The sequence below is a fragment of the Paenibacillus sp. MAHUQ-63 genome (assembly GCF_028765165.1).
Taxonomy (GTDB): Bacteria; Bacillota; Bacilli; order Paenibacillales; family NBRC-103111; genus Paenibacillus_E.
Window position 1 is genome coordinate 1,173,262 of sequence record NZ_JARADB010000003.1, and the last position, 23,452, is coordinate 1,196,713.

Sequence of the window (23,452 nt, forward strand, 5' to 3'; positions counted from 1 at the left end):
AAAACTATTTGTACTGTTCGGAGTATTCTTTGGACACTGCATAAAACTGCTCGACCATTTGCTTTCCGGTCTCGTTGAGGTCCTCAAACTTCCTTGAGCGTGAATAAAGTCCAATACCAACACCATCCAAGCTCATGAAATATTTGGCATTAATCGGATAAGGCTGTCCTTCATGCGAAGAGGCCATTCCGATAAAGTTCATCAACCTTTGCGCTTCTACAGGCTGGGTAAACCAATTACGGCACAGCCAGACGTAAAGTTCTGGATGAAAGTTAGCCATGATCCCGCTAAAGCCTGCAGCTCCTGCCTTTAACGAATCAAGCAGCGTTGTTGCATTCGCATTAAAAATTTTAAGTTGACTTCCTTCTACCGCTTTCAATTTGGCCTTGATTAGAGGAAGTGAACAGCTGGTGTCTTTCAGAAACAGAAACCGTTCTGTCCCTGCGCACCATTCCAGCAAAGCTGGTGAGAGCTCCCTTTTATATGGATAAGGGCATTCATAGAAACCGAGTGAAATGTCTCGAGGCAGCTTCTCGAGCAATCGTTCCAGATTAGCTTTCCAAACATGATCAGATTCATCTTCCCGAGCTAACCGGTTAGTAACCAGGACGACGGCATCCGCTCCGGCAGCGGCGATCGCAAGAATTTCCTCTACCTGCTCTTCATGAGAATCAGAAACGTGCCCCGATGCTATAACCGGTAGCCGGCCCGATGCTTTGTCTACAATAAATTGGGTCAATTCACTTCTTTCCTGCCGCGATAAATAGAACATTTCACTTGATAAACAAACGGCGAACAATCCGTCTACTCCATGAGCGATATACCATTCCACCAAATCCCCTAAGGCAGGATAGTCAATTTCATTCTTTTCATTGAAAGGCGTAATCATCGTGCTCCAGACACCATTAATAATCTCTTTCCCCATCGCTTTCACCTCCTAATTTCATTAACATTTTTCAAAATATAACACTTCTTTCGCGCTAAATTAACACCCACTTTCGTATTGTTCGTTTCATTTTAGCTCCTCTCTTGGCTTTGTTTCATTTCTCCACCTTGTATCATTTATGAATACGTCCACATCTTGAAAAAAAAGCTATTACACCTCGCCTGTTACTGGCGTGTAATAGCTTTTTATTGGAATAGTACACCGATATAACGAAGATCAGGAAGCTGGTCAATCGTATCTGATGAAAGTGGCGTTTTATTCGTGAACAGGACATCCGCACCTTTTGATCGTTCCACGATTAACTCTGCGGGAGTTCGTTCATATACCGTAACCTCCCCCATTACCTGCAGTTCCTCCCGGCTTAAGTCTCCTGGATTCAGGGTATGTCCATCTAATATTACAATTTCCACCTTTTTCACCCTTTCAAGTTGTCTTTTTTAGAAACTTCATGACAAAGTCTATTTCTTGTCCGAAGCTTTGTTAATGGCATTGAGTGCGCTTACATTTCATATAAAAACAGAGGTTAGATAGGATTCATGTAGAAATATGGTCAATTATCAACCAAATGGGTGTTAATGGAGGATCTAAACAAAATACAGTTGGCATAATTTTATAAACGAAAGTCATTATTTCACATTCTTATCAATCTCCAAATCCGTTACATTGAAAATGAAAAGACGCGATAAAACAAACTGAGGAGAGTAGGGGTAATTATTGGAAAAGAAGACACAATTACATCTTATCGGAAACGCTCATTTGGATCCTGTGTGGCTATGGCAATGGCAGGAAGGTTATGCAGAGATTAAGGCAACCTTCCGGTCTGCACTTGATAGAATCAAGGAATTCCCTGATTTCATCTTTACCTGTGCTTGCGCAGCCTATTATCAGTGGATTGAGGAAAATGCGCCTGAAATGTTTACGGAAATCCAGCAGCGTGTTGCTGAAGGCAGATGGGTCATCGTCGGAGGCTGGTGGATTCAACCCGATTGCAATCTTCCTTCTGGAGAATCGTTTGCCAGACAAGGCCTGTACAGTCAAAGATACTTCCTTGAAAAATTCGGCGTCATGGCCAATGTTGGCTATAATGTCGATTCTTTCGGCCATCATGGCATGCTGCCGCAAATTTTGAAAAAAAGCGGGCTTGATTACTATGTGTTTCAGCGCCCGAATATAAAAGAGAAAGATCTCGTGAATAGTCTTTTCTGGTGGGAAAGCGAGGATGGCACTCGCGTTATGACGTTCCGCTTGCCGACCGGCTATACAGACCAAGGGCCATTGCGAATGGAAGAACGAATCCTTAAGCATATGGATTTGTCTGAGAATGAAGGGAATCCTGTTATGTCTTTCTATGGTGTAGGAAACCATGGAGGCGGTCCGACAATTGCCGCACTTCTTAAATTGGAAGAACTGCAGAAGAAGTACGGAGAGGACAAACTCGTGTTCAGTTCCCCGAACGCATTCTTTGCTGACGTAGAGCAGCAGAATTTGGATATCCCTACTCTGAAAGAGGATCTGCAGTTGCACGCCATAGGCTGTTATTCAGCCCATTCAGAAACGAAAGCTTACAACCGCAAGGCAGAGCACCGCTTATTGACAGCAGAAAAATTCTCAGCGTTGACCCATCATATCCTTGCTCTCCCTTACCCGCAAGAAAAACTTCAACACGCCTGGCAGCTTGTAATGTTCAACCAGTTTCATGATATAATGGGCGGCTGCAGCATTAAAGAAGCTTACGAGGACTCACGCGAATCCTATGGGGAAGCACTGAATATATCAGCTGTTGCGCTTAATGCAGCGCTGCAGAAAATTTCGTGGTCGATTGATACGATGCTGCCCGAAGTAAAGTCATTAAGCAAAGAAAACGATTGGATGCTCTGGGAGCAAGCGGATTTAGGCATCCCACTAGTTGTCTTTAATCCCTTGTCATGGGAAGTAAATGCTCCGATTTATCTTACAACTGAGCTCACAAGCATAACGGATGAAACTCAGAAACCTATCGCGAGCCAAACGATCCGTGCTTCACGTACAAACGGAAAGAATGACAAGTGGGGTAGTATGTTCATTGGCCGTATCCCGGCTATGGGTTACCGCGTTTACTGGATTTCTAAAAAGAAAACCCAGGAAAAGGCGCTGCAGACTGCTGCACTTACAGTAAGCTCCACACTTTTGGAAAACGACTTTATCCGTGTTGAATTTGATCCCCATAACGGCAGCATCGTCAAGCTTTGGGACAAACGCCTTGAACTCGATATCTTCAACGTCAAAGGGGTTGTCGCCCAAATCATCGATGAATACGATTCAGATACCTGGAGCCACGAACTTCGAGCGTTTCCAAACCTCATAGGTCAGTTCACCGACGCGAGGTTTCGAATTCTAGAGCAGGGCCCGCTGCGGGCAGGAATACGTATAACCAGTCGATATAATCAGTCCGTGCTGCAGCAAGACTTCTTCCTTTATCACGACCGTGCTGATATTGAAGTAAAGGTGCAGCTTGACTGGCGGGAAAAGCATAAAATGCTTAAGTTTGCATTTCCAATCAACGCTCAACAGCCTGAGGCAACTTATGAAATTCCATATGGTTACATGGTCAGACCGGGAGATGGAGAGGAAAAGCCTGGTCAGCAGTGGGTAGATATAAGCGAAGCTAATGCCGATGGGAGCAAACCGCAATACGGATTTGCATTGCTCAATGACAGTAAATACGCCTATGATGTCAATGAACATATCCTTCGTATGACCGTCGCACGCGGAGCCATCTTTGCCGACCACTTTGGCTACCATCATGGTTCGCGGGACGATTTATGTGAATATATGGATCAAGGGATTCAACAATTCAAATACACCATGGTGCCCCATGAAGGTACATGGCAAGAGGCAAGTATCGTGAAGAAAGCCTATGAGCTCAATGTACCGCCAATCACGATCATCGAAACGTACCATCACGGTTCACTGCCGCAAAAGATGGACGGGATTCATATTTCCAACGATGGAATCATAGCTACAGTATTCAAGAAAGCGGAGGACGGCAATGGCTATGTGCTGCGCTGCTATGAGTCCTCTGGCTTCAAGACAGATACAACAATTGAAATCCCTTTCTTAAACCGCAGATGGACAGCTACCTTTGGTAAATGCGAGATCTTAACCTTTATGATCCCAGATGATGCGACTCAGCCGGTTAGGGAATTAAATTTATTAGAGATGTAGTCAATAGGGTACTATTACCTTGCCGGGATGCGGTACAATAGAAAGATAAACCAATTCCCTCAAGGAGTATCCGGTCCCTATGTCTATTCTGATTGAAAGCTATGCAGAACAGCTGCGTGCTCTGCAAAAATGCATCATGCAGCCTATTACCTTTAACGATATGTCATTTGTGCTTCTAGATGCATTACCCGCTTATCATGAACCGGATTGGACCTGTGAAGAACATCGCCATCCATGGTTTGAGTTTAATTATGTCATGAAGGGTAGCACGATAACGACATTAAACGGTGTTCCCTTCCGTATTGAAGCAGGTCAATCCTACTTAATTCCACCTGGCCAAATGCATGGTCACTACCATGAAATTAAGGAAGTGGAGGATGGCTTTTGCTTACGCTGGCAGCTTCAACTGCTTGAAGCTAATTCCAATCATGCAGCCACCAGCTGCGGAAATGAGTGGATTCGATGCTTTTCACAACCTAAAGCAATTGCTTTTGGCGCAGAGCACAACATACCGCTGCTGAAACTAAATCGTGATATGAGTATGTCAACCATACAAGCTACCTTAATCCATTGGCTCAGCAATATATATGAAGCCTGGCGTCCCGAACAAACCAATAAAGTTGAATTGAAACATAATGTGAATTTCCTTCTCGTTCAACAAACAGACCTCTACCTAGAAAAATATTATGCCACAGAATTTAAAGTCCATGATGTTGCCAATGCGTTACATGTGAGCTATCGCAACCTGTCGAGGATGTATAAACGGGAAACAGGACTTACTTTAATTGAAAAGTTAAACGTTATCCGAATACGACAAACAAAAAGATTAATTAAGGAAACTAATCTATCCCTAAGAGAAATCGCCATGGCTGTTGGCTTTAAAAATGAATTCTACCTTTCCAATATGTTCCGGCGCTATGCATTAATGTCCCCAACTCAATTTAAGCTACAGATAGACCCGTCTATCACCCCACCGTTTGATTTTGAACGGCATAAATAAAGAACTTATAATCAAAAATGCGTGACCACGTAAATTCAACTGGGTCGTTTAGACTTTCCAGCTCTTATGTAGCTTTCGAATATAACAGATTTGACCAATGTGATATGCATTATGAGTTGACACATTTCCGAGTATCTCCCACCACTTGGCAGCCATTGGGAAACCATTCACATCACTTTCAACTTTTTCTTCAGTAAGTAGACCTTGCCATTTTAATAGAACCTCTAATAATCGTTCTTTTAAGTCAGTGAAATTTTGATCTTTGGGAACTATAAAACTTTTATTATTATTTCCTATGGAAGGTACAGCATTGACATGAGATTTCTCGTACCTAGTTTGCCAAGTCTCATTCCAATAAATTAAATGCTGCACAATCTCAGCGATACTATTACTATCTTCATTAGGTTTCCAAAACGCTACTTCCTCTGACAAATTTTTAACTGCGTCTGAAAATGGTAGATACCAACTAGGGTCATTAGCATTTGCTAATAACTGATCGGATAAAATATCTTTTACATGAACCATACTTTCGTCACTCCTTCTTATTGATATGCGGTTGCCTGTTAATGTTCATGCACAGCTATCGTGTCCCGTTAGTACACTGTGCGCCTCGACATCACTCAACCTTAGGTATAACATTACCTGGCATTTCTTTTATGATTTCTAAGAATTGATCAACTTCCTTGGATGGATGTAATGGATATATCAAACCATATGGAACCTCGAAATCTAAATCACTAGGGATCGTCACCAGGGATGGATGAATATCTGCCCAGGCCTCCAATGTTAGCATAACCGTATTACTTTCCTCGCAGCGATTAAACACATCAAGATCATAGAGACGCGGAACATCCTTAATTCGTATTTGAGGATGATTCATTTTCAGGAAATCACGTATGTCATGAATGACGGCACTTTCCCCACCGTTCACTACAGCCAATCTTTCCCCATGCAAATCTTTGACAGAGAGTGTTTTTCTTGAAGCTAGCCTATGTTGCCGAGATACGGCAAAGCAAACGCGATAACTTCCAAGTTCAAGCAAACGGTAGTAATTCTTCAAGTTATCTGTAAGAAATGGCCCCGCAATGATATCGAGTGATTGGCCAATCATGCGGTAAGTGGTTGGGAGTGTATGTGCGTCATCTTCGAAATGTACGATGTTTATTCCGAATTGCGGGTATAGGTTGCTAATTCCATTCCACAAATCAATCAAAACATTACAGGGGTTAAGCATAGAGGTGCCCACCCGAACAATATGCCGATTGTTCTGTGCGGACTGATGCATACGGATAAGAGATTCTTGAAAATACTGCAGCATAAATTCTGCATCTTTAATAAAAGATATTCCTGCTTTTGTGAGCCTGACACCGTGGTTGGTACGGATAAAAAGTGGGACTCCGGCTTGCTTTTCCAACAAATTCATTTGCTTCATCACAGCGGTTGAAGAAATAAAAAGCTTTTCAGCTGCCTTAGAGAAGCTTCCGGACTCCGCCACTTGAACAAAAGTCTTCAGTTGCTCAATCATTCAGGAAAGACTCTCCTTTTGTATAAACCATAAGTTAATGCCATGCTAACATATTTGAAATTCCGTATCAAGCTAATAAGCCGTAACATTAGAGAGGAACGAAACTACACACAGGATCTGTATTGGAGGAGAATACAATGGAAAAAAAAATCTGGTTCATTACAGGAGCCTCTCGCGGATTAGGGCGCATTTGGGCCGAGGCCGCACTCTCTCGCGGGGATAAGGTTGCCGCGACCGCTCGTACACCGGAAAGCATCGTCGATCTTAAGGAACGTTTTGGAGACGCTGTTCTCCCCCTAGCGCTCGATGTAACGGATTCCCGTCAGGTCGAGCTTGTCGTTCAGCAGGCTCACGCGCATTTCGGCAGGCTGGACGTCGTCCTAAACAATGCCGGTTACACGTTGGTTGGCACGACTGAGGAGGCTGACGAATCCGACGTCCGCGAACTATTTGACGCCAATTACTTTGGCACGCTTCGTGTCATCCAAGCTGCCCTACCTCTGCTTCGACTACAGGGCAGCGGGCACATTCTAGGCGTCTCAAGCGCTATGGGTATTGTTGCGGCGCCGCTCATTGGCTTCTATTGCGCTTCCAAATGGGCCGTCGAAGCACTGCACGATAGCCTCGCTCAAGAGGTTAAGGGCTTCGGCATTAAGGTCACGTTGCTCGAGCCGGGCGCCTTTGCTACCGACTTTGGAAGCCCCTTGTCCATGAAGACATCACAGGCATTGGAAGCCTACGCTGAACTTCGAAATCGGGTGTCCATTCGTTTATCGACCGAAGAACGAGGCGATCCGAAGGCGACGGCTGAAGCGATTCTTCAAATCGTAGACGCCGAGGACCCACCTCTGCGGTTTGCGGTAGGCGCTGGGGTCTTGCCGTTGGTGCGCGGAACCTATGCCGATCGTTTAGCCACTTGGGAGACATGGGAAGCTATATCGAACGGAGCGCAAGGAAAACCGATAAGCCATCGTTAGAATTGGAATTAGCAGAAGGTGAAGAAACAGGGGAATTAAGTCGATACGTAGACTTCAATTCAACTCTTCTGCCCTTTACTTCAATGAAACAAGGGACAGCTGCCTATCGCGGCGATCTGTCCCTTATTTTTGCACCAGTTAGCTTAATCAACCTTCTACGATTTACCACATAAATGTGATACGATTCAGCGTGCCATCTATAGAGTGAAATGAAGGACACCTTGATTAGGCGTCCTTCACAGCGGGAATAGGGGTTTAAAGCGACGAAGCATGCCTTGATAAATCTACAATCCTCCGACGCGTGATGCTCAGAATGACAATTCAGATTTGAAATGAGGCCCCCGTCAGTTTCTCACTCAGTTGCCAGAGCCGCTCGGCTGCTTGAATGTCCATTGCCCACGGGCATACACCGGGTATGCCGGGCTCATGGATTCGGTCCTTGGGCACCGGTGGAGCAATGTCAACATTCTGACAATAAACGCCCCCCTTGCCGTACAACTGCTTACTTACGGCACACCAAACGATCGTGGCCGCTCCTTCAGGAATCGTCTTATGATCTGACGTCATTTTAGTAAAAGTACGCTGTCCCAGTTCGTCAAGCGCCCCCATGGCCTTCATCTCGTCATCGGACAAATGGCGAGACAGATCGGTTACAATGGTGCCGGGGTGAACCGAGAAAGCCCGTACATGGTGAGCGGCCCCCTTCTTATCCAACTCTTGAGCAAAGAGTGCATTCGCTGTTTTCGATTGCCCGTATGCCTTCCATTTATCGTAGGGCTGGCTCCAAAAATTCGGATCTTCGAAGTTGATGCCACCCAATCGGTGTCCGCCTGAAGAAACAGAGACGACACGCGCGCCATTTGCACGTTCCAACGCTGGCCACAGCCTTGCCGTAAGCTGAAAGTGTCCCAAATGGTTTGTGGCGAACTGCAATTCGTACCCTCTACCATCGCGTTGCTCCGAAGTAGCCATAATACCGGCACAGTTCACCAAGATGTGCAACGGACGCCCAGATCTTACGAACGAATGGGCAAACCGATCAATGGAGGCGGGATCAGCCAGATCCAATTCCGCCAGTTCCACTCCCGGAATAGATGCTACAGCGGCTTCCGCTTTTTGCAGCGATCTCGCTGGGACGATAATACGAGCGCCAGCCTTGGCAAGCACTCGGGAAACTTCAAGTCCGAGATCGGCATAACCGCCCGTGACAATAGCCGTTTTTCCATTCAAGTCGAGATTACCGATCACTTCCTCTGCAGTGGTACGCGGTCCGTAACCGGTATTGAGCGGCCACTGAGGTTTCCTTTCCAAATTTGCTTTATCCATCATAATGCACCTTCCTTTTCTTTTCCGTCTTTAACTTCCTGAAAATGTTCAAGCTTGTACTCGATCAACTGAAGTGTTGTGTTCAGTTCGGTCAACTGCCACTCGATTGACGCACGATGTTCATCGAGCAATGCATAGCAAGAGTCTTCATCCTGTTCGTTATAGAATTGAACGTAGGCTAGGATTTTTTTAAGTGGCATGTTCGTTCGCTTGAGATAAGTAACAAATTGGATCTTCCCCACATCTTCACTTCTGTACATTCGTTGCCCGCCGGGACCGCGTTGTGGAGAAGTGACCAGTCCAATTTTCTCGTAATAGCGAAGCGTATCAACACTAAGTCTGGTCATTTCCGCGGCTTCGGCAATGGTAAAGGTCTGTCCAGGTAACAGTTTGAAGACCTCCTAACAAGGATACAATGTTGCTGTTCATCCTAACTTTAATCCCTGGAGTATGCTCCAGGTCAAGCCGATTTTTAAAAAACTACAGTTGCCCAATTATCCGCCACCAATTGAATATTAATCATACCAATCGGAAAGCACAAAGGGTTGCTCGCGGGACAAGGGACAGTACCCTGATTTCGCGGAAAGGGGTTAAACGCGGCGGGAGGCTGGATAAAAATCAAGTCCAGGACACGCGGGTGTCTTGGACCTGATCTTTATTTATCTGATTTTCGCCTACTTGTGGTATGGTTCAGCTTTCCCTTATCCTATCCTTTTCAAAGCGAAAATAAAAATAAGTGTAAGCTACGCATACCCTTACCTCCAAAGGTTAAATCATAAAGCCTCCGTTAATATCAAGCGACGCACCGGTAATATAGCTTGCTTCCGGGCTGGATAAGAACATAACCAGGCTAGCGATGTCATTTGCTGTACCATAGCGGTCAAGAGCCATCATATTCTTTAACATGGATGCCATAGAGCCTTCAGCAGGATTCATATCGGTATCAACCGGACCAGGCTGAATATTATTAACTGTTACCCCTTGCGGTGCTAGATCCCTGGCAAGACCGCGAGTCATAGCGGCGACTGCGGCTTTGGACATGCTATATAAACTCATTCCGGGAAAACCGCTTACGTCAGCATTTACACTGCCTATCGTAATGATTCTGTCACCACTCTGCATTTGGGGACCGGCTGCTTGAACGGCAGCAAAAACTGCTCTAACATTAACAGCAACCGTGCGGTCGAACTCTTCCATTGTAAATTGGTCATATGGTTTAACATCAAGGATCCCTGCATTATTAACCAGTATATTTAAATGACCGAAAGTTTTAATCGCTTCGGCAACGGCTGACTTCACCGAGTCGGCATTTTCACTATTGGCTCTAATGGCCAGAGCTCTCCCACCATTTGCCTCAATGCTCTTAACCAATTCATCAGCTTTCTCAGCTGAATTGGCATACGTGAACGCTACAGCCGCGCCGTCTTTAACCAACCTTTTAACAATCTGTGCCCCAATACCGCGAGAACCGCCCGTAACAAATGCCGTTTTTCCATTTAAGAAATATGAATTCATGATATTTAGTCTCCTTTTAATGTGATTTACATGTGATCTTAGGGGAATGATCGTTCCAATTCAGAACAAAAAAAATTATCGTAAAAAATAAAGGGAGGTCTCTAAAATGGTATCCAATGTTTTTCGATCTGCAGACGCGGAGGTGATGGTTATTCCATTCGTAACGTTTACAAGGTATTGAGAAAGATCACGTAAATTGGGTTTACCTTTTATTTCGCCATTGGCAAGCCCGCGTGTAAGTAATTGAAAGAAAGCTCTTTCTCTTAAGTTGTTATTCGTACTAACTCTTGCTCGAACTTCAGGATGCTCACTCATTTCCAAGGATGCATAGATTAGTAAGCAAGTTCTAACACTATTATGTTCAAACAATTTATTGAAAAACCTCAATAGCACTTCTTTACAAGTACCAGGTTCATATAAGATGGCAGTAATGTCGCTCGTTTTCTCCCCATAGCGATCAAGTGCCACTAAATACAAGTCTTCTTTACTTCGGAATGTCTGGTATATGCTGCTCCGATTTAGAGACAATGCACTGACCAAATCCTGCATGGATGTACCCTGGTAACCTTTTTCTCGAAAAACATCAATTGCCTTATCGATTGTCTCTTCTATCTGAAATGTTTTTAGTCTGGACATTACTCATCATCCCCTGTTACGTATGCTATCTCAAATAAGACTCACTGTCAATACTTTAGGAAACGATCGTTCCAATTGAAGCGTATCAAGTCGCTATTGTAATATTCTCCGTTAAGTTGAACGAATAGAAACTTTTTCATTCATCGATTTGGAACTATTCTGCCCGTTAGCGTGGAAAAAGCAGCCGATCGTCATGGCCGGCTGCCGCGGTGTTTTATTAAGCTATAGTTCCTCGATAGTTCAATGAGCGTTAGAAGTTACTGATTCTTTTCTTAATCAAGTATTACTCTGATAGTACTAGATCGAGCCAGGATCTCGCCTCATGATACAGAACTGGATTGTTTTCCGGCGTGTAGTAAGCCAGTACGCCCACTGCCTGAGAAACGACCCATCCGCGGGCTCTTGCCCACGTAGCGTCGTCCGTCGGAAGATATTCACGGAACGCATCACGGGCCGCCGGCGAGTGTAACTTCCAAGCGACCATGACATCGCATGCAGGATCGCCAATGCCCATTGTAGCCCAATCGATCACACCGGTGATACGTTTTATTTCGCACGAGCCAGTTACGCGCGTCAAGATCACCGTGATGCCAAACCGGCGGGCCTTTCCACGTAGGCGCAGCAAGCGCCGATTCCCACACAGCAGACACCGAGGGATCGCCATCGAACCGCGCCAGCCAGTAGCGGAACTCCTCATCCAGTTGAGCTAAAGGAATGCCGCGGCCCGGCGGCCCGCCCGATGGATCGAGTTGTTGCAGCGTTCCAACGAACGCCGCAAGATCACGCGCAACCTGAATCGCATCAATCTCCTCTATCGGTACAGTCTCGCCTTCAACCCACGTATGGATCTCCCAAAACCACGGATATTCAATATTCGGTTGTCCCTGAGCGATAGGTACGGGGATTTCAAGTGGAACCAATGGCGCCAGCTTAGGCAGCCAAATAAACTCGCGCCTATCTGGTGTCGAAGGCCCCTCCCGCCGCGAGAGCCGAACAGAAAATTCGTCGCCTAGCCTAAAGACGGCGTTCTCTGTGCCAGCAGGCTCGATTCGTCGCAGGGACAGTCCTGCCCAGTGGGGAAACTGGGCGACAAGTAGTCGGCGAACGAGAGCCTCATCAATTTCTATTTCGTCGTCGTGCATCTTCTCACCCATTAGTCGACTCCTCCTCGTCCGCATTCACGTTTGTAATTCGAGTTCTGCATCATGTGATCGTGTTGTTCCCCCTAACACCTCTTTAGTTCGTAGCCCTCGTATAAACGAGTCCTCACAGCCGCTTGTTCCTGAATCACTGCGCTGTTATCAATAAACAGAACTTGACCAGCCCCTTGCTTATTACGTTATCTTCACAGTTAGTTCAACGAGGCATGTGACATATATTCACGTTTGATTCTAACCCTTATATTTCGTAAAGCTTTAAGTTCTGGGACACTATTTTCTCAAGATTATTCTATTTCAATGGATTTTGTTCAAAAAACATTGCTCATTGTTCCTTATGTGCTGTATTGCCAACTAACTTTTTACCAGAAGAAAAAGTGATTTCATAAACATAATAATTTTGATTCTGCGGATCAAATCGGTCTTCCCTGAGATCTTCTTCGTTAATTGGACTTGTATCAAGTATGCATTTTGTTTGCAACAATTTCTTCTTGAAGTTACTGAGAGCTAACTTTCTTCTTAATAACGAAATTATACCTGCTTCTTTCCAAAGCTCTAATCCATTTCCTAATTCTATATGCCTAAAAGCCTTTTCTTTCCATTCAGTTATAATCGTTACCGCCGAAGTTGCTAAACATTGAATCAACACAAATGATGGGAAATGATAATAAATGAGTAACTTGTTGTGAATATTAAATATGTGCTGTTTTCCAGTTCAAATAAATATTTAAAAAGGAGTCACAAATGGCTACCCAACAATCAAATCAAGCAAATAATCAAGCTAGTAATGCAGTATCACAGTCTCAATCAGCTAGTAATCAATCTGCCACCTCAGCTAGTAATGCAGTATCACAATCTCAACCAGCTAGTAATCAAGCAGCCACCTCAGCTAAAGCTACACAAGCTCAGACTACTGGTTCCACAAATATTTCTGAGCAAGAGCATGAATAAAGGAATTTGTTGAATTCCATGAAAAGTAGTCTATTCGCTATAATATAAAATTTGCTACTTATCATCAAGCCCCCAATAATAAGGGGCTTGTTTCTTATCTTAAGTGGGTAGGCACTCAATTTATTTCAGCATCACTTAAAATTTTCGCTTGAATATTGGAGTATATAAAAACCACCCCATCGCGCATTCCAAATTAAAAAACCTAATATATTGCTCAAAGATAAAACTGTTTTGGTGATAGCACGACAAAAGATGACGGGTACACTTGAACTAACGTTCTTTCGTTAATTCAACAACGTTTATTTACTTCTTAAATACATGAAGACGTTTATCCAGAAGATGCATCCGAGTAAAATATGAATGCCGCTTTCTTCAATATGTATCCCGTTACCACTTAGTAATATTCCTGAAAAGAAGCCAAGCACAATAGATATAAATACTTCAAGCAACCTACTATTCATAATCTTTCTCCTTTCTATCCTTCTGCAATCGGTTCAAATTTAGCATAAGAAACACTTCAAAAAAACCATATGTGATTTGCTCTACTATATTGCCCTTTAGTTTAATGAAGAGAACTGCTGCCGGCCGCGGCGAACTGCTCCCTTAACTTTCCACTAACGTTCCCGATAGTTAAATCGTGTTTTTTAGGGGCTGACTTCGAATCGGTATACTTTTCTTTTCTTTTCTTTGAGCATCACGAATTTTTTCTAATTAACATCTTGTATCTATTCGATTCCTCCTCCAATAGCGGGGGAGCAAATCGCAGCAACTACGATTGGATAATCCGCTCCGCCTCCAAAGCATCCCAGTTCGGCATAGGCACATCCGACCTGGTCCTCAACTCGGCGAATGTGTAATTCAACGCATTAAGCTCCACATCCGTCCCATCAATCAACCGACTAACCGGGAGCAAGAAGAAAAGCATTAGGGCCCAGCGAACTAAGCGTGGATACCTGATAATCCAAGATGCTTGACCCACCGGGGTCAGCGGGTAACCCAATGAATCCAGTACGTGAAAGCCCTCCCTCATAGCCGCCACCAACTGACGCAATCTCTTGCCGTCACGAACAACCTGTTTCATTTGGAAGCCATGGAACAGAATGACCATGTTCATGGGCACGACTAACACCATGTGATTTTTAAGCCAGGCATCGATCTGATCATGATAGTTGAGCTTGTACTTGGTTCGCTTGAATGCCTGCTCCAGCAGGGAGCGGAACGGAATGGGGCCGTTCAATCCCCCGATGACCATCTGCCCGTGGCCGCCACGGATGCAAATGACTTGCCCATCGGCACGAGTACCAGCGGTAGTCTGGAATCCAAATGCGACCTGCTTGGGTGACCGTCCAACCTTCAAATAGTCCTGCATAGCATAGGTATCCATATTGTTGCCAACCAGTATAATATTGCGGCTATCGTTGTTCGCGAGGATCGACAGCACAGCCCCAAAGTCCGAATATTTCATCATGACGAAGATCAAGTCATACAAGTCACCCGGCTCAAGGGTACGAATCACACGAACCGGATCGAAGGTTGTCTTGCGCTGAAAGTAATGCCGGATGACCACTCCTTTCTTTTCCAGTTCCTCCGCTCGCTTTCCTCTTGCCAACACGGTCACATCATGACCGCCCCGTACTAGGACGTGCGCTAAATAGCTTCCCTGCACACCTGCTCCGTACACAAGTATGTTCAATATAGTCCCCTCCCCATGCAATTAACAGATGTTGAATATATAACACCTGTGTACTACAATCAAGGTATCATTGGAACTAAAGCAAGCGCAATGGCTAATCGTAACTGCTTTTGTTGAGAAATGAACAACGAAAGCTGGATATGTTCAAGAATGAGGGGAAAAACATGGATCGACGCATCGAGCGATCAAGACAAATGATTATGCAAGCGTTCATCGGGTTGTTGGAGGAGCAGGATTTTGAGAAGATCACCATTCAAGGGATTGCGGATCGGGCCAATGTCAACCGCGGAACAGTCTATTTGCATTTCACAGACAAATATGACCTGCTAGAACAGAGCGTGGAGACTTATCTGATGATGCTTGTTGACAGCTGTTTACAGGAGGAAGGAGTAGCCACTGAACTATCCCGGGAGCAGCTAATTCGTGCGTTCACGTATCTGAAGGAACATGCATCGATCTACCGCGTGTTGATGACCAACAAAGGCATTCCAACTTTCAGACATCGTATGACACAGTTCATTAAGGGAAATATTACCGTGGTGGTGAACTACATGAATCTTGAAACAGGTATCCATCGAGATGTGATGGCGCAATTCTTATCCATTTCCGTTACGGGGTTGATTGAGTGGTGGATCGTCGAATCCATGCCGTATACGCCAGAAGAGATGGTCGAACAGATGACTAAGATACTGGAAGCACGGCTGCAGCTATGGTCAACTTAATTACTAATCCAAGTATAACATCGTCGTTGCAACTAACCTGCTCGTTAGCGTGGAAAAGGCAGCCGATCATTATGGCCGGCTGCCGCGGTGTCTTGTAGAGTAGGGGACTGGTTTCCCAGTCCTCCCTCATCAAACCGTACGAGCGGTTTTCCCGCATACGGCTTTCCGATGTTCTTCACCTTGGGCAGTATAGCTGCCCCAAGCGCTTACTTGTTTCAAGCCCATACGGACAAATACCTCGGCGACCCTCCTCGGATGCAGTTGGTTTCGCTTGTGCTTTTTGTTCCAGTACAGTGTCAGTCTACGAATAATATGCCAGTCCACTTTTAATAGAAATTTGTTCGACATGCCAGGATCTACACTACCATAATAGTTCTTCCATCCTTCTATAATGGGATTGAGCTTGTCTACCATTTGCTTTGGCGACCAGTAAAGTCGCGCACGTGGCGCTGTTACTTCCTTTACTTTGTCACGCATCTTCTTCATCGCCTTTTTGGATGGAATACTTCGCAGGTCATAGAATTTCCCTGACTTAAATAATTTCGGCATGCGGCGTTGATGGAATCCGAGAAAGTCGAATCCCTCTTTATCCAGCCACAGGTTAACAAGCTTGGACTTATCTGTGTTCATTGTCAATTCCAGCTTCCTGAAAACTGCCTTAAGCACCTGAATGGCTTCCATAGCGTGGGGTTTATTTTTACATAAGATAACTAGATCATCCGCATATCGCACCAATGTACCAATATGGGAAAATTGCTTTTCCCATAGCGTATCGAGATGGGCTTCCGATCTCCGTGTTATGAACCTGTCCATCTTCCATGACACCGGCTTTCAACCACTGTCGAATAAGTTTCAACACTCTTCGGTCACTCACCCGTTGTTCCACGAGTTTGAGCAATTTGTCATGTGGGATATTGTTAAAGTAACCGGCGATGTCTACATCAACCACCCAGTACACTCTCCCATAGTTCACTGTCTTGTGTATTCGCTCGATCGCCTGTTTCGCGCTTCGCTTCGGTCGGAACCCAAACGAGCAATCCTTGAAATCCGTCTCGAATATTGCCTCAAGGACGATTTTCGTTGCCATTTGTACCAGTCTATCTTGAATGATGGGTATTCCGAGCGGACGTGTTTTACCATCGCCCTTCGGTATATCCTTCCTCCGAACCGGCTTAGGACGGTAGAGGTTTTCCACTAGCTGGCGTTGTACTTCCATCACGAATCGCTCTTCTCCATACTCCTGTACAATGTGCTGAATAGTCACACCGTCGATACCGGCGCTTCCTCGATTTGCTTTGACCCTTTTCCATGCTTCCCACATGACATCTGTCCGGTACACTTTGTCGTACAGAGCATGAAATCTGCGCTTGTTACTTGCCTTAGCCGCAAGGTAGAGGGTCCTTTGGAGTTCTTGAACTTTGACTTTGGTGTAGTTAGCAGATTTCACTGCATTCACTCGCTCTTACCTCCATTGTTACCCATAAACAAAGTAAGGGTGCTTTCCTCCCGCAGGTTATGTTGTCCTGCGTTCATAGGTACTACCACCCTCTCCGACTCCCTTCTCGCCGCTTACCACTTCACCCTCCGGGCTTATAGGTTCGCGCTTTACGACGCTGTCGTGCGAGGTAGGGTCTCCCTAGTTCCAGACACAACTGTTACTACATGCTGTTCCCCATACACCGGAGGATTCTTCCGCGCTGCTTTTCCAAGTTCTTCACGCGTTCCGTGGCCTTCACCGTAGAATACGGGGTTCGGCTCCCTCTTGTCCCCTTCGGGTTCGATATGTCGATGCGGCAGGATTCACTTTATGTTACAGCCTGCAGTTTTGCTTCACCCCAGTTGGGGGTTTTCACAGGGCTTCATCCTTAGGATCTCCCCACCAGATGCCTGCTAGCTACGAGGTGGCTTGGTCCCTACCTCGGTTGGACTTTCACCAACTAGTTGTGCCTAGCTTTGCTAGGCGCACTATTCAGCTATCGTTCCCCGTTAGCACAAAAAATAAATCTTTTAATCTTCATATTCCCAATTACATAAACCCGTTAGAAATGAGTTGAAGTTATTAGCCAGCTCAATAGTGAATCCACCATCACTCTCAATATATTTTACTGGAGGTTCATCGTTGCAATTGCGGTAATCTAAAGCAATCCACAAGTGACCATCGCCTGATATGATGATAAGTTCTTCGGTAGTCCCCATTCACTTTCCTGACTCCAAACTCCCGTTAGGTGAACGAAAGGCTGCCGTGCATTGCCGGCAGCCTCAGACTTTTTATTTTTAGGAAATATACGCAACCTGGTTTCCTGTAGATAATGGGGGCTCCCCGAAAGTAACCGGAATCAGTTTCGAAGCATTACTTCACTTTTGGTGATTTGCTCTTAGGGATTCCGGTTTGAGAACGATCCCCCTATTAGAAACGTTTGGCAACTTCCTTAGCATGTGCAATTGCTTTTTCTTTAATAGCTGGAGCTTGCTCTTGTGATTTTAATGCCGTTCCTTCTACAAAAATTGCCTCAATAGATTGAATCCCATAGAACTGTAACACCTTATTCAGATAGTTGTATCCCATTTCAAGTGGAGCAAAAGGACCTTCCGAATAAACAGAACCACTAGCTTGAATGTGTAAGGCTTTCTTACCGTTCAACAGACCTTCAGGGCCGTTTTCAGTATATCTAAAAGTCTTACCCGGAATTGAAGTCGCATCAGTGTATGCTTTCAAAACCGGTGGGATCATGAAATTCCACATCGGGGAAACATATACATACTTATCTGCAGCCACGAATTGATCAACAACCGCCTCAAGACGAGCCACTTTTGACTTCTCAGCATCAGTCAGTTGATCGAAAGATGAACCCGACCGAAGCTTTTCCCAACCTCTTAAAACATCAGCATCAAATTGTGGAATATTCTCTTTGTAGAGATCCAAATGAACAACTTCATCTTTCGGATTTGCCTCGCGGTACGCTTCGATAAACTCTTTGCCTACAGCGAGGCTATACGATGATTGGGGATCGAGAGGGTGTGCGGTGATGTACAATACGCTTGCCATGAATCAAAACTTCCCTTCTGTAATTAGAATAATTATACTTTCAAGGATAATCATATTATATATACTTACTTATTTTAAGTACGCACATTAATGTGCTATAGTATTAAAAAAGGTACTGTATTGGAGGCCTACGTATGCAAAAAAATCCTGTCCAATGTCAATTCGTTGTGGCGCTGGATTCGATCGTCGGCAAATGGAAGCCGATTATCCTTTATCATTTGCTTCAAGGTAAACCTTTGCGGTTCAATGAGCTAAGAAGATTGCTGCCCGATATCACTCAAAGGATGCTTACGCTCCATCTGCGCGAATTGGAAGAAGAAGAAATCGTTAAACGAGTCATTTATCCGCAAATACCGCCTAAAGTAGAATACTCCATCACGGAATACGGCATGAGCCTGTCTCCGATTTTGGAAACCTTACATCAATGGGGAGTGGCCCATGTAGAGCGAAAGCATATCAAAAAGGAGAAAAATGAACAAACTGAAACGGACTAGCGTGTTACGCTAGTCCGTTTCATTCTGCTCCGAGTCACAGCACCACGGCCTGCCAGAACATAAAGAAGATCAATAAATTCGAAGTATGCTGCCCGTTAGCGTAACGCGGTCACCGTTTCACGCCGACGTTTTTAGTGAAGTTGATTTCAGTTTCTGGTTGATCTAACTGGCGGGGGGAGCTAATTACATGTGTCCTTAGGCGAAGAGCGGCACTTAAATTGAACTTGCAACGGTAAACAATAACAAATGGAGGTTTTCCCGTCTCTTCGCATGTCACCTTCATACTAAACCTTAACATACCGATTTCGATCGGCCTCATCAATCTACATTTCTTTGCTGGATGAACATGCAAAAAAGCTCCTCTTCATTGAGAAGGGGAGCCTATCTGCCAGCCTTATGGATTATAGCTCACTTTGGCATCATCTACGCTCATCGAGCTGGCGTTGCCGCCGATTGATGTGCTCAGTTTGTCGACCTTGGTCAACCCGGAGTAACGATAGTTCCACTGGGAGCCTCGCAGCTCGCCGTTTACATAAACATCAAACTTTTTCATTGCTGTGTCGATCACCACTTTAAGACGGTATGGTTCTCCGTTCGTGATCGAAGTCAACACGTTCGTTTGGGTACTACCGTTATAGCCCCAGATTCTGCCGTTCTGCATAATGAGATGGGCTGCACTGCTGTTCGAAGCGACGCTGCTATCTGCGACGATCAAGGCGTTCTTCCATTGTTGTCATCGGCGGTTACGGTCGCTTCTGCGATGACAGTGCTGCCTTCCGGTGCTGTAAATACTTGATACGCCTCGGCTTTGCCGGAGGGGGACGTTGTTGTCAATTTGACAGCCTTGTTCGCAGCCGATCCGCTCACCATCTGTACAACCCCGGTATTCCCCGCAACACCGCCGTTATCGAACACCCAACTGCCTTGCCCATTTAGATTGCCGAGCGTGAGGCCATCAAAGTTCTCGTCGATGAGGGAGGTTAGCGTAAGCGGCTTATACGAAACTTTCACATCGTCCACACTCATCGAGCTGGCGTTGCCGGCGATAGAGGCCGAGAACTTGTCGAGCGTGTTCGCTCCCGCGTATCGGTAGTCCCAGTTCGTGGCGAGCAGCGCATCGTTAACGTATACATCATATTTTTTTGTAGATGTATTGATTACTACTTTTAGACGATAAGGCTGACCATTGGTTATTCCCGTCATAACATCGGTTTTGACAGAACCGTTATAACCCCAAATTTTGCCGCTTTGCATAACCAATTGAGCCGCATTGTTATTGGCAGTTAAGCTGTCCGCTATGATTAAGGCATTTTTCCAATTGCTGTCGTCAGCCGTTACGGTAGCCTCTGCAGTAATGTAGCCGCCTTGAGGCGCATGAAAGAGACGAAACGCTTCAGCACTTCCGCTTGTTGAGGCTGTCGTTATTTTCAACGATTTTTCCGTGTTATTGCTGTTCTCCGGCTGCACAACAACGGTATTCTGCGCCACGCCGCCGTTATTATAGATCCAGCCATTTTGCCCGGTCAGCGCCCCCGGCATCATACTGTCAAAATCTTCGTTCACCGTGTAGCCGGTAACCTGGCCGGCAATAGGCGTTGCAAAAAACGCCTTAATACTTTTCCCGCCGGCGCCGTTCACATTAACGGTGAGGGTAGTCGTGCCGTTGCTTGTGCTGACTGTAATCCGGGAGTCCTTGTAAGCCACCGGTCCGAGATTTTGCGTAAGTGTAACTTGAATGGTGCCTGTATTGGCCAATGTTGGGTCGGATACGGAAACTTCAGTTCCGTTCTCGCTCGTACGTACCATGACGGACGCCTTTTTGTTGCTTGTAATACCGCTCACGGTTTTTACCGCATCATTCCAGAAGTTAATACCCAGCACGCCCAATGAGTTTTCCTTCACAGCCTGTGCATCGCCTGAATTCTCAACGACTGTGATGTCCGGGTTAGCCGCATACGTATCCACTTCTCCACTCGTTTTGTTCGGCAGCAGTACATACGCATACCCTGAGTTCGTCGGATTCGTCCCATGATCGAACCATAGATTCATGTAGTTACGTGTAAAATTCGTCGTATACTCGGGACCAAGATTGTATTGGTTGATGCTCGACCATTGGTCTGTTCGCGCTTCACGCAATCCCTTAATCGTTGTTGTTGCAGGGAAATAGTAGCCGACATCCGAACCGGTTACACTTCCGGCCAAATGGATGCGATTTATGCCATTCATCGTCTCGCTCCATCCGAGTGCTGTGGATTTAGCTGCACCGTTGACCGTGAGCGCATTGTTTCCACTACTGTTCAGCTTGCGGTTATCAACAATAGTTTCGACAACTTTATTATCCGTAGACGTAATACCGGCGCCAAGATTTACAATTTCATCATCAAACATAAACCAGGATTTCTTCGCTGTGAGATTGTAGCCATTGGCCGTGTATTGCATGCCTGTTGCTCCGTACAAGCCTGCAACCTCTGTGCCCCCGACCCAACTATTCGGATTTTTGACATTAGCAGCAGCTGTCGTATTCTGATTAACGGTCGTACCCGGCATGCGATAGCTGTTGACCGTCGGCCAGAAGGAATCTTTATATTGCTCCAAATCCGAATTATACAGATAGGTCATCCCGTCCCCGGTATGCCAACCTCTTAAATTGACACCATTGATAAGCTCATAATTTCCGATTTTATTGGAAGACATGCTGACGCCAAATGCAAATCCCGGTCTATGGTGTACAACTCTAGCCATATTCGGGTATTGTTTGTTCATAATCAGAGGCGCTCTTGGTATTACGGATGCATCACCCTCGATTTGCTTAGCTTGTACGATGTCGCTCATCATAACCAAATCCGCATACTTCGTAGGCGAAGTGGCCTCCAGCAGCCACTTTTTGACCATCGATTTATAGGCTGCCCGATCGTTGGCATTCGGTGCGGACAGTGCCATCCGAACCACGGCAGGCCCAATCGCTTTTATAGAAGTTAATCCTTTATCATCGTCTCTAAATCCAGCAATACCTCTTCCTCTGACATTATCAAACATGGAGTTATTATAATATAGCGGTTCAAAAGCCGTATAAATCCATTGATATATGTTACTCACATCCGGATCTACGATATCCCAAGAGGACCCAGCTACGACATACATCAACTTTGTCAAATTATCGAGCAAAGCGGTGCCATATCCCCCGTTATAGGGAATGAGAGCGGTGTGTTGAAGAAAGGAACCGTCGCTGTAGACCCCTTCTCCGGAAGTCACATAATCAAAGACCGAGCTAAGCTGGTCTCTGCCCTCTATTATTTTGGCGTTGTTCTTGACGATAATCCCGCTCGTGATTTTAATGTAGCAAGCCCATACACGATTGGCCCCGGTTAATCCGGCCCCCCATGCCAGCGCTTGATAATCGATGACAGCATGCCAATTGCTAATCTGCGCTGCTGTTAAACTGTCGTATAACCAAATCGTGATGTTATTAATCACAAGCGGTGAGGTGACCTGCCAGTCAAACCAATTGTCATAACCTCTTTTTGGAATGCTGGTATTATATCTGTTGGTATACATCCAATCCATGGCACTAATGATATCCGCCCGCAAAGTGGCGTTGTTTTGAAGCGTCGAACCTCTTGTTACATAAGCAAGCGTCATCGCTTCTAAGCGTTGATAGCTTTGGGAAACATGCTCCGATTCCGTGGTCGTTGCCAAATCACTCCATAGGTAAGTCCTTCCGGCACTCTTATTCATCGTATCCCAGTTCGTTTGAGCAAGATTCGTAATATTGGCGATTTTAACGCTGATGTCCGGATCCGCTATATCGTAGGTCGTGCCTCCGGTCGTAAAATCATAAATTTTCGCACGCAATGTGTCGTACTCATCCGCCGCATAGACAGGTTGGCTTGGCAATGCCGCTACATGGACTACCATAGCCAGAACCAATATAAGCGCTTTCAATAAACGAAATTTACTCATTAACATAAAAGGCTCCTTTCTTAAAGCTCGATTTGTTGGCCTAACTTTCCGTCGCTTGAAGCTGACTTCTGATGTCTGGCACTAAGTTGGGAATGTTTGATGAATCTTCGTCACTTCCTTTCTCCATAAATTAAGCTCATCTTACTCGGCTGCCAGGCGCTAGAACAATATACATGATTTCGATCAGTTAACAGCCCCCGCGCTGTGCGGATATTCGGATTGCGTATAAGCAGCAAAAACATGTATATTGAGCCATTCCCCTTCACAGCTGTAAGCTAGACTTGTTTCCGCAGCAACTGC

Annotated in this window: 24 protein-coding genes; 6 read left to right on the forward strand and 18 right to left on the reverse strand. The window is 45.4% G+C overall.

Going from position 1 to position 23,452, the window contains the following annotated elements:
• Positions 1–4: 4 nt before the first annotated feature.
• On the reverse strand, positions 5–925 hold the full coding sequence (locus PUT07_RS21040) for a dihydrodipicolinate synthase family protein (protein WP_274470384.1): 921 nt from the start codon (positions 923–925) through the stop codon (positions 5–7).
• A gap of 206 nt (positions 926–1,131) precedes the next feature.
• Positions 1,132–1,287, reverse strand: a complete 156-nt coding sequence (locus PUT07_RS21045; RefSeq protein ID WP_274470385.1) for a hypothetical protein — start codon at positions 1,285–1,287, stop codon at positions 1,132–1,134.
• Positions 1,288–1,660: 373 nt separating this feature from the next.
• On the opposite strand from PUT07_RS21045, the gene PUT07_RS21050 reads away from it, so the two are divergent.
• Both PUT07_RS21050 and PUT07_RS21055 read left to right on the forward strand, forming a co-directional pair.
• On the forward strand, positions 1,661–4,150 hold the full coding sequence (locus PUT07_RS21050; protein WP_274470386.1) for an alpha-mannosidase: 2,490 nt from the start codon (positions 1,661–1,663) through the stop codon (positions 4,148–4,150).
• Positions 4,151–4,229: 79 nt separating this feature from the next.
• A complete protein-coding gene (locus tag PUT07_RS21055) occupies positions 4,230–5,150 on the forward strand; it encodes an AraC family transcriptional regulator (RefSeq protein WP_274470387.1) in 921 nt (306 codons plus the stop codon).
• Positions 5,151–5,198: 48 nt separating this feature from the next.
• Here PUT07_RS21055 and PUT07_RS21060 read toward each other — a convergent pair whose 3' ends face one another.
• Both PUT07_RS21060 and PUT07_RS21065 read right to left on the reverse strand, forming a co-directional pair.
• Positions 5,199–5,675, reverse strand: a complete 477-nt coding sequence (locus PUT07_RS21060; protein ID WP_274470388.1) for a DinB family protein — start codon at positions 5,673–5,675, stop codon at positions 5,199–5,201.
• A gap of 91 nt (positions 5,676–5,766) precedes the next feature.
• Positions 5,767–6,675: a LysR family transcriptional regulator gene (locus PUT07_RS21065; protein ID WP_274470389.1), complete on the reverse strand. Its 909-nt coding sequence runs from the start codon at positions 6,673–6,675 to the stop codon at positions 5,767–5,769.
• Positions 6,676–6,812: 137 nt separating this feature from the next.
• Here PUT07_RS21065 and PUT07_RS21070 point away from each other — a divergent pair, with 137 nt between their 5' ends.
• A complete protein-coding gene (locus tag PUT07_RS21070; RefSeq protein WP_274470390.1) occupies positions 6,813–7,652 on the forward strand; it encodes an SDR family NAD(P)-dependent oxidoreductase in 840 nt (279 codons plus the stop codon).
• A 321-nt stretch (positions 7,653–7,973) separates the two neighbouring features.
• On the opposite strand, the gene PUT07_RS21075 is transcribed toward PUT07_RS21070, so the two are convergent.
• The 7 genes from PUT07_RS21075 to PUT07_RS21105 form a co-directional block, all read right to left on the reverse strand.
• Positions 7,974–8,978: an oxidoreductase gene (locus PUT07_RS21075; protein ID WP_379240386.1), complete on the reverse strand. Its 1,005-nt coding sequence runs from the start codon at positions 8,976–8,978 to the stop codon at positions 7,974–7,976.
• Entirely contained in the window at positions 8,978–9,367 is a 390-nt protein-coding gene (locus tag PUT07_RS21080; RefSeq protein ID WP_274470918.1) for a MerR family transcriptional regulator, read from the reverse strand. The genes PUT07_RS21075 and PUT07_RS21080 overlap by 1 nt, the downstream gene beginning before the upstream one ends.
• A gap of 379 nt (positions 9,368–9,746) precedes the next feature.
• Complete coding sequence (locus PUT07_RS21085) at positions 9,747–10,493, reverse strand: 3-oxoacyl-ACP reductase family protein (protein ID WP_274470392.1); 747 nt, start codon at positions 10,491–10,493, stop codon at positions 9,747–9,749.
• A gap of 75 nt (positions 10,494–10,568) precedes the next feature.
• Complete coding sequence (locus tag PUT07_RS21090; protein ID WP_274470393.1) at positions 10,569–11,129, reverse strand: TetR/AcrR family transcriptional regulator; 561 nt, start codon at positions 11,127–11,129, stop codon at positions 10,569–10,571.
• Positions 11,130–11,412: 283 nt separating this feature from the next.
• On the reverse strand, positions 11,413–11,643 hold the full coding sequence (locus PUT07_RS21095; RefSeq protein WP_338000771.1) for a hypothetical protein: 231 nt from the start codon (positions 11,641–11,643) through the stop codon (positions 11,413–11,415).
• Positions 11,576–12,283: a phosphotransferase gene (locus PUT07_RS21100; protein ID WP_274470396.1), complete on the reverse strand. Its 708-nt coding sequence runs from the start codon at positions 12,281–12,283 to the stop codon at positions 11,576–11,578. Before PUT07_RS21100 ends, PUT07_RS21095 begins: the two co-directional genes overlap by 68 nt.
• A 328-nt stretch (positions 12,284–12,611) precedes the next feature.
• The gene (locus PUT07_RS21105; RefSeq protein WP_274470397.1) at positions 12,612–12,935 is read right to left on the reverse strand and encodes a hypothetical protein; all 324 of its coding nucleotides are present in this window, start codon (positions 12,933–12,935) and stop codon (positions 12,612–12,614) included.
• A gap of 95 nt (positions 12,936–13,030) precedes the next feature.
• Here PUT07_RS21105 and PUT07_RS21110 point away from each other — a divergent pair, with 95 nt between their 5' ends.
• A complete protein-coding gene (locus PUT07_RS21110; RefSeq protein ID WP_274470399.1) occupies positions 13,031–13,237 on the forward strand; it encodes a hypothetical protein in 207 nt (68 codons plus the stop codon).
• A 769-nt stretch (positions 13,238–14,006) separates the two neighbouring features.
• Here PUT07_RS21110 and PUT07_RS21115 read toward each other — a convergent pair.
• On the reverse strand, positions 14,007–14,930 hold the full coding sequence (locus PUT07_RS21115) for a ketopantoate reductase family protein (RefSeq protein WP_274470400.1): 924 nt from the start codon (positions 14,928–14,930) through the stop codon (positions 14,007–14,009).
• 164 nt (positions 14,931–15,094) lie between these two features.
• Between PUT07_RS21115 and PUT07_RS21120 the strand changes: the two genes are divergently transcribed.
• Positions 15,095–15,652, forward strand: a complete 558-nt coding sequence (locus tag PUT07_RS21120) for a TetR/AcrR family transcriptional regulator (RefSeq protein ID WP_274470401.1) — start codon at positions 15,095–15,097, stop codon at positions 15,650–15,652.
• Between the two features lie 129 nt (positions 15,653–15,781).
• On the opposite strand, the gene PUT07_RS21125 is transcribed toward PUT07_RS21120, so the two are convergent.
• The 4 genes from PUT07_RS21125 to PUT07_RS21140 all read right to left on the reverse strand — a co-directional run bounded on the left by PUT07_RS21125 (position 15,782) and on the right by PUT07_RS21140 (position 18,698).
• Positions 15,782–16,465, reverse strand: a complete 684-nt coding sequence (locus PUT07_RS21125) for a group II intron maturase-specific domain-containing protein (protein WP_274470402.1) — start codon at positions 16,463–16,465, stop codon at positions 15,782–15,784.
• Positions 16,368–17,108: a reverse transcriptase domain-containing protein gene (locus PUT07_RS21130; protein WP_274470403.1), complete on the reverse strand. Its 741-nt coding sequence runs from the start codon at positions 17,106–17,108 to the stop codon at positions 16,368–16,370. The genes PUT07_RS21125 and PUT07_RS21130 overlap by 98 nt, the downstream gene beginning before the upstream one ends.
• Before the next feature lie 551 nt (positions 17,109–17,659).
• Positions 17,660–17,848: an SMI1/KNR4 family protein gene (locus tag PUT07_RS21135; protein ID WP_274470405.1), complete on the reverse strand. Its 189-nt coding sequence runs from the start codon at positions 17,846–17,848 to the stop codon at positions 17,660–17,662.
• 211 nt (positions 17,849–18,059) lie between these two features.
• The gene (locus tag PUT07_RS21140; RefSeq protein ID WP_274470406.1) at positions 18,060–18,698 is read right to left on the reverse strand and encodes an NAD(P)H-dependent oxidoreductase; all 639 of its coding nucleotides are present in this window, start codon (positions 18,696–18,698) and stop codon (positions 18,060–18,062) included.
• Positions 18,699–18,832: 134 nt separating this feature from the next.
• Between PUT07_RS21140 and PUT07_RS21145 the strand changes: the two genes are divergently transcribed.
• Positions 18,833–19,192 carry a winged helix-turn-helix transcriptional regulator gene (locus tag PUT07_RS21145; RefSeq protein ID WP_274470408.1) on the forward strand — a complete coding sequence of 120 codons (360 nt, stop codon included), beginning with the start codon at positions 18,833–18,835 and terminating at the stop codon, positions 19,190–19,192.
• Positions 19,193–19,586: 394 nt separating this feature from the next.
• On the opposite strand, the gene PUT07_RS21150 is transcribed toward PUT07_RS21145, so the two are convergent.
• Both PUT07_RS21150 and PUT07_RS21155 read right to left on the reverse strand, forming a co-directional pair.
• Entirely contained in the window at positions 19,587–19,907 is a 321-nt protein-coding gene (locus PUT07_RS21150) for a hypothetical protein (protein WP_274470409.1), read from the reverse strand.
• Entirely contained in the window at positions 19,904–23,152 is a 3,249-nt protein-coding gene (locus PUT07_RS21155; RefSeq protein ID WP_274470410.1) for a polysaccharide lyase 8 family protein, read from the reverse strand. Before PUT07_RS21155 ends, PUT07_RS21150 begins: the two co-directional genes overlap by 4 nt.
• Positions 23,153–23,452 lie beyond the last annotated feature (300 nt).

Excerpts from the sequence above, each read along its gene's own strand:
- PUT07_RS21145 (WP_274470408.1), top strand. The coding sequence starts at position 18,833 with ATGCAAAAAAATCCTGTCCAATGTCAATTCGTTGTGGCGCTGGATTCG.
- PUT07_RS21085 (WP_274470392.1), bottom strand. The coding sequence starts at position 10,493 with ATGAATTCATATTTCTTAAATGGAAAAACGGCATTTGTTACGGGCGGT.
- PUT07_RS21070 (WP_274470390.1), top strand. The coding sequence starts at position 6,813 with ATGGAAAAAAAAATCTGGTTCATTACAGGAGCCTCTCGCGGATTAGGG.
- PUT07_RS21040 (WP_274470384.1), bottom strand. The coding sequence starts at position 925 with ATGGGGAAAGAGATTATTAATGGTGTCTGGAGCACGATGATTACGCCT.
- PUT07_RS21125 (WP_274470402.1), bottom strand. The coding sequence starts at position 16,465 with ATGGACAGGTTCATAACACGGAGATCGGAAGCCCATCTCGATACGCTA.
- PUT07_RS21135 (WP_274470405.1), bottom strand. The coding sequence starts at position 17,848 with ATGGGGACTACCGAAGAACTTATCATCATATCAGGCGATGGTCACTTG.
- PUT07_RS21075 (WP_379240386.1), bottom strand. The coding sequence starts at position 8,978 with ATGGATAAAGCAAATTTGGAAAGGAAACCTCAGTGGCCGCTCAATACC.
- PUT07_RS21100 (WP_274470396.1), bottom strand. The coding sequence starts at position 12,283 with ATGGGTGAGAAGATGCACGACGACGAAATAGAAATTGATGAGGCTCTC.
- PUT07_RS21155 (WP_274470410.1), bottom strand. The coding sequence starts at position 23,152 with ATGAGTAAATTTCGTTTATTGAAAGCGCTTATATTGGTTCTGGCTATG.
- PUT07_RS21055 (WP_274470387.1), top strand. The coding sequence starts at position 4,230 with ATGTCTATTCTGATTGAAAGCTATGCAGAACAGCTGCGTGCTCTGCAA.
- PUT07_RS21065 (WP_274470389.1), bottom strand. The coding sequence starts at position 6,675 with ATGATTGAGCAACTGAAGACTTTTGTTCAAGTGGCGGAGTCCGGAAGC.
- PUT07_RS21045 (WP_274470385.1), bottom strand. The coding sequence starts at position 1,287 with ATGGGGGAGGTTACGGTATATGAACGAACTCCCGCAGAGTTAATCGTG.
- PUT07_RS21110 (WP_274470399.1), top strand. The coding sequence starts at position 13,031 with ATGGCTACCCAACAATCAAATCAAGCAAATAATCAAGCTAGTAATGCA.
- PUT07_RS21140 (WP_274470406.1), bottom strand. The coding sequence starts at position 18,698 with ATGGCAAGCGTATTGTACATCACCGCACACCCTCTCGATCCCCAATCA.
- PUT07_RS21120 (WP_274470401.1), top strand. The coding sequence starts at position 15,095 with ATGGATCGACGCATCGAGCGATCAAGACAAATGATTATGCAAGCGTTC.
- PUT07_RS21090 (WP_274470393.1), bottom strand. The coding sequence starts at position 11,129 with ATGTCCAGACTAAAAACATTTCAGATAGAAGAGACAATCGATAAGGCA.
- PUT07_RS21095 (WP_338000771.1), bottom strand. The coding sequence starts at position 11,643 with ATGGGCATTGGCGATCCTGCATGCGATGTCATGGTCGCTTGGAAGTTA.
- PUT07_RS21060 (WP_274470388.1), bottom strand. The coding sequence starts at position 5,675 with ATGGTTCATGTAAAAGATATTTTATCCGATCAGTTATTAGCAAATGCT.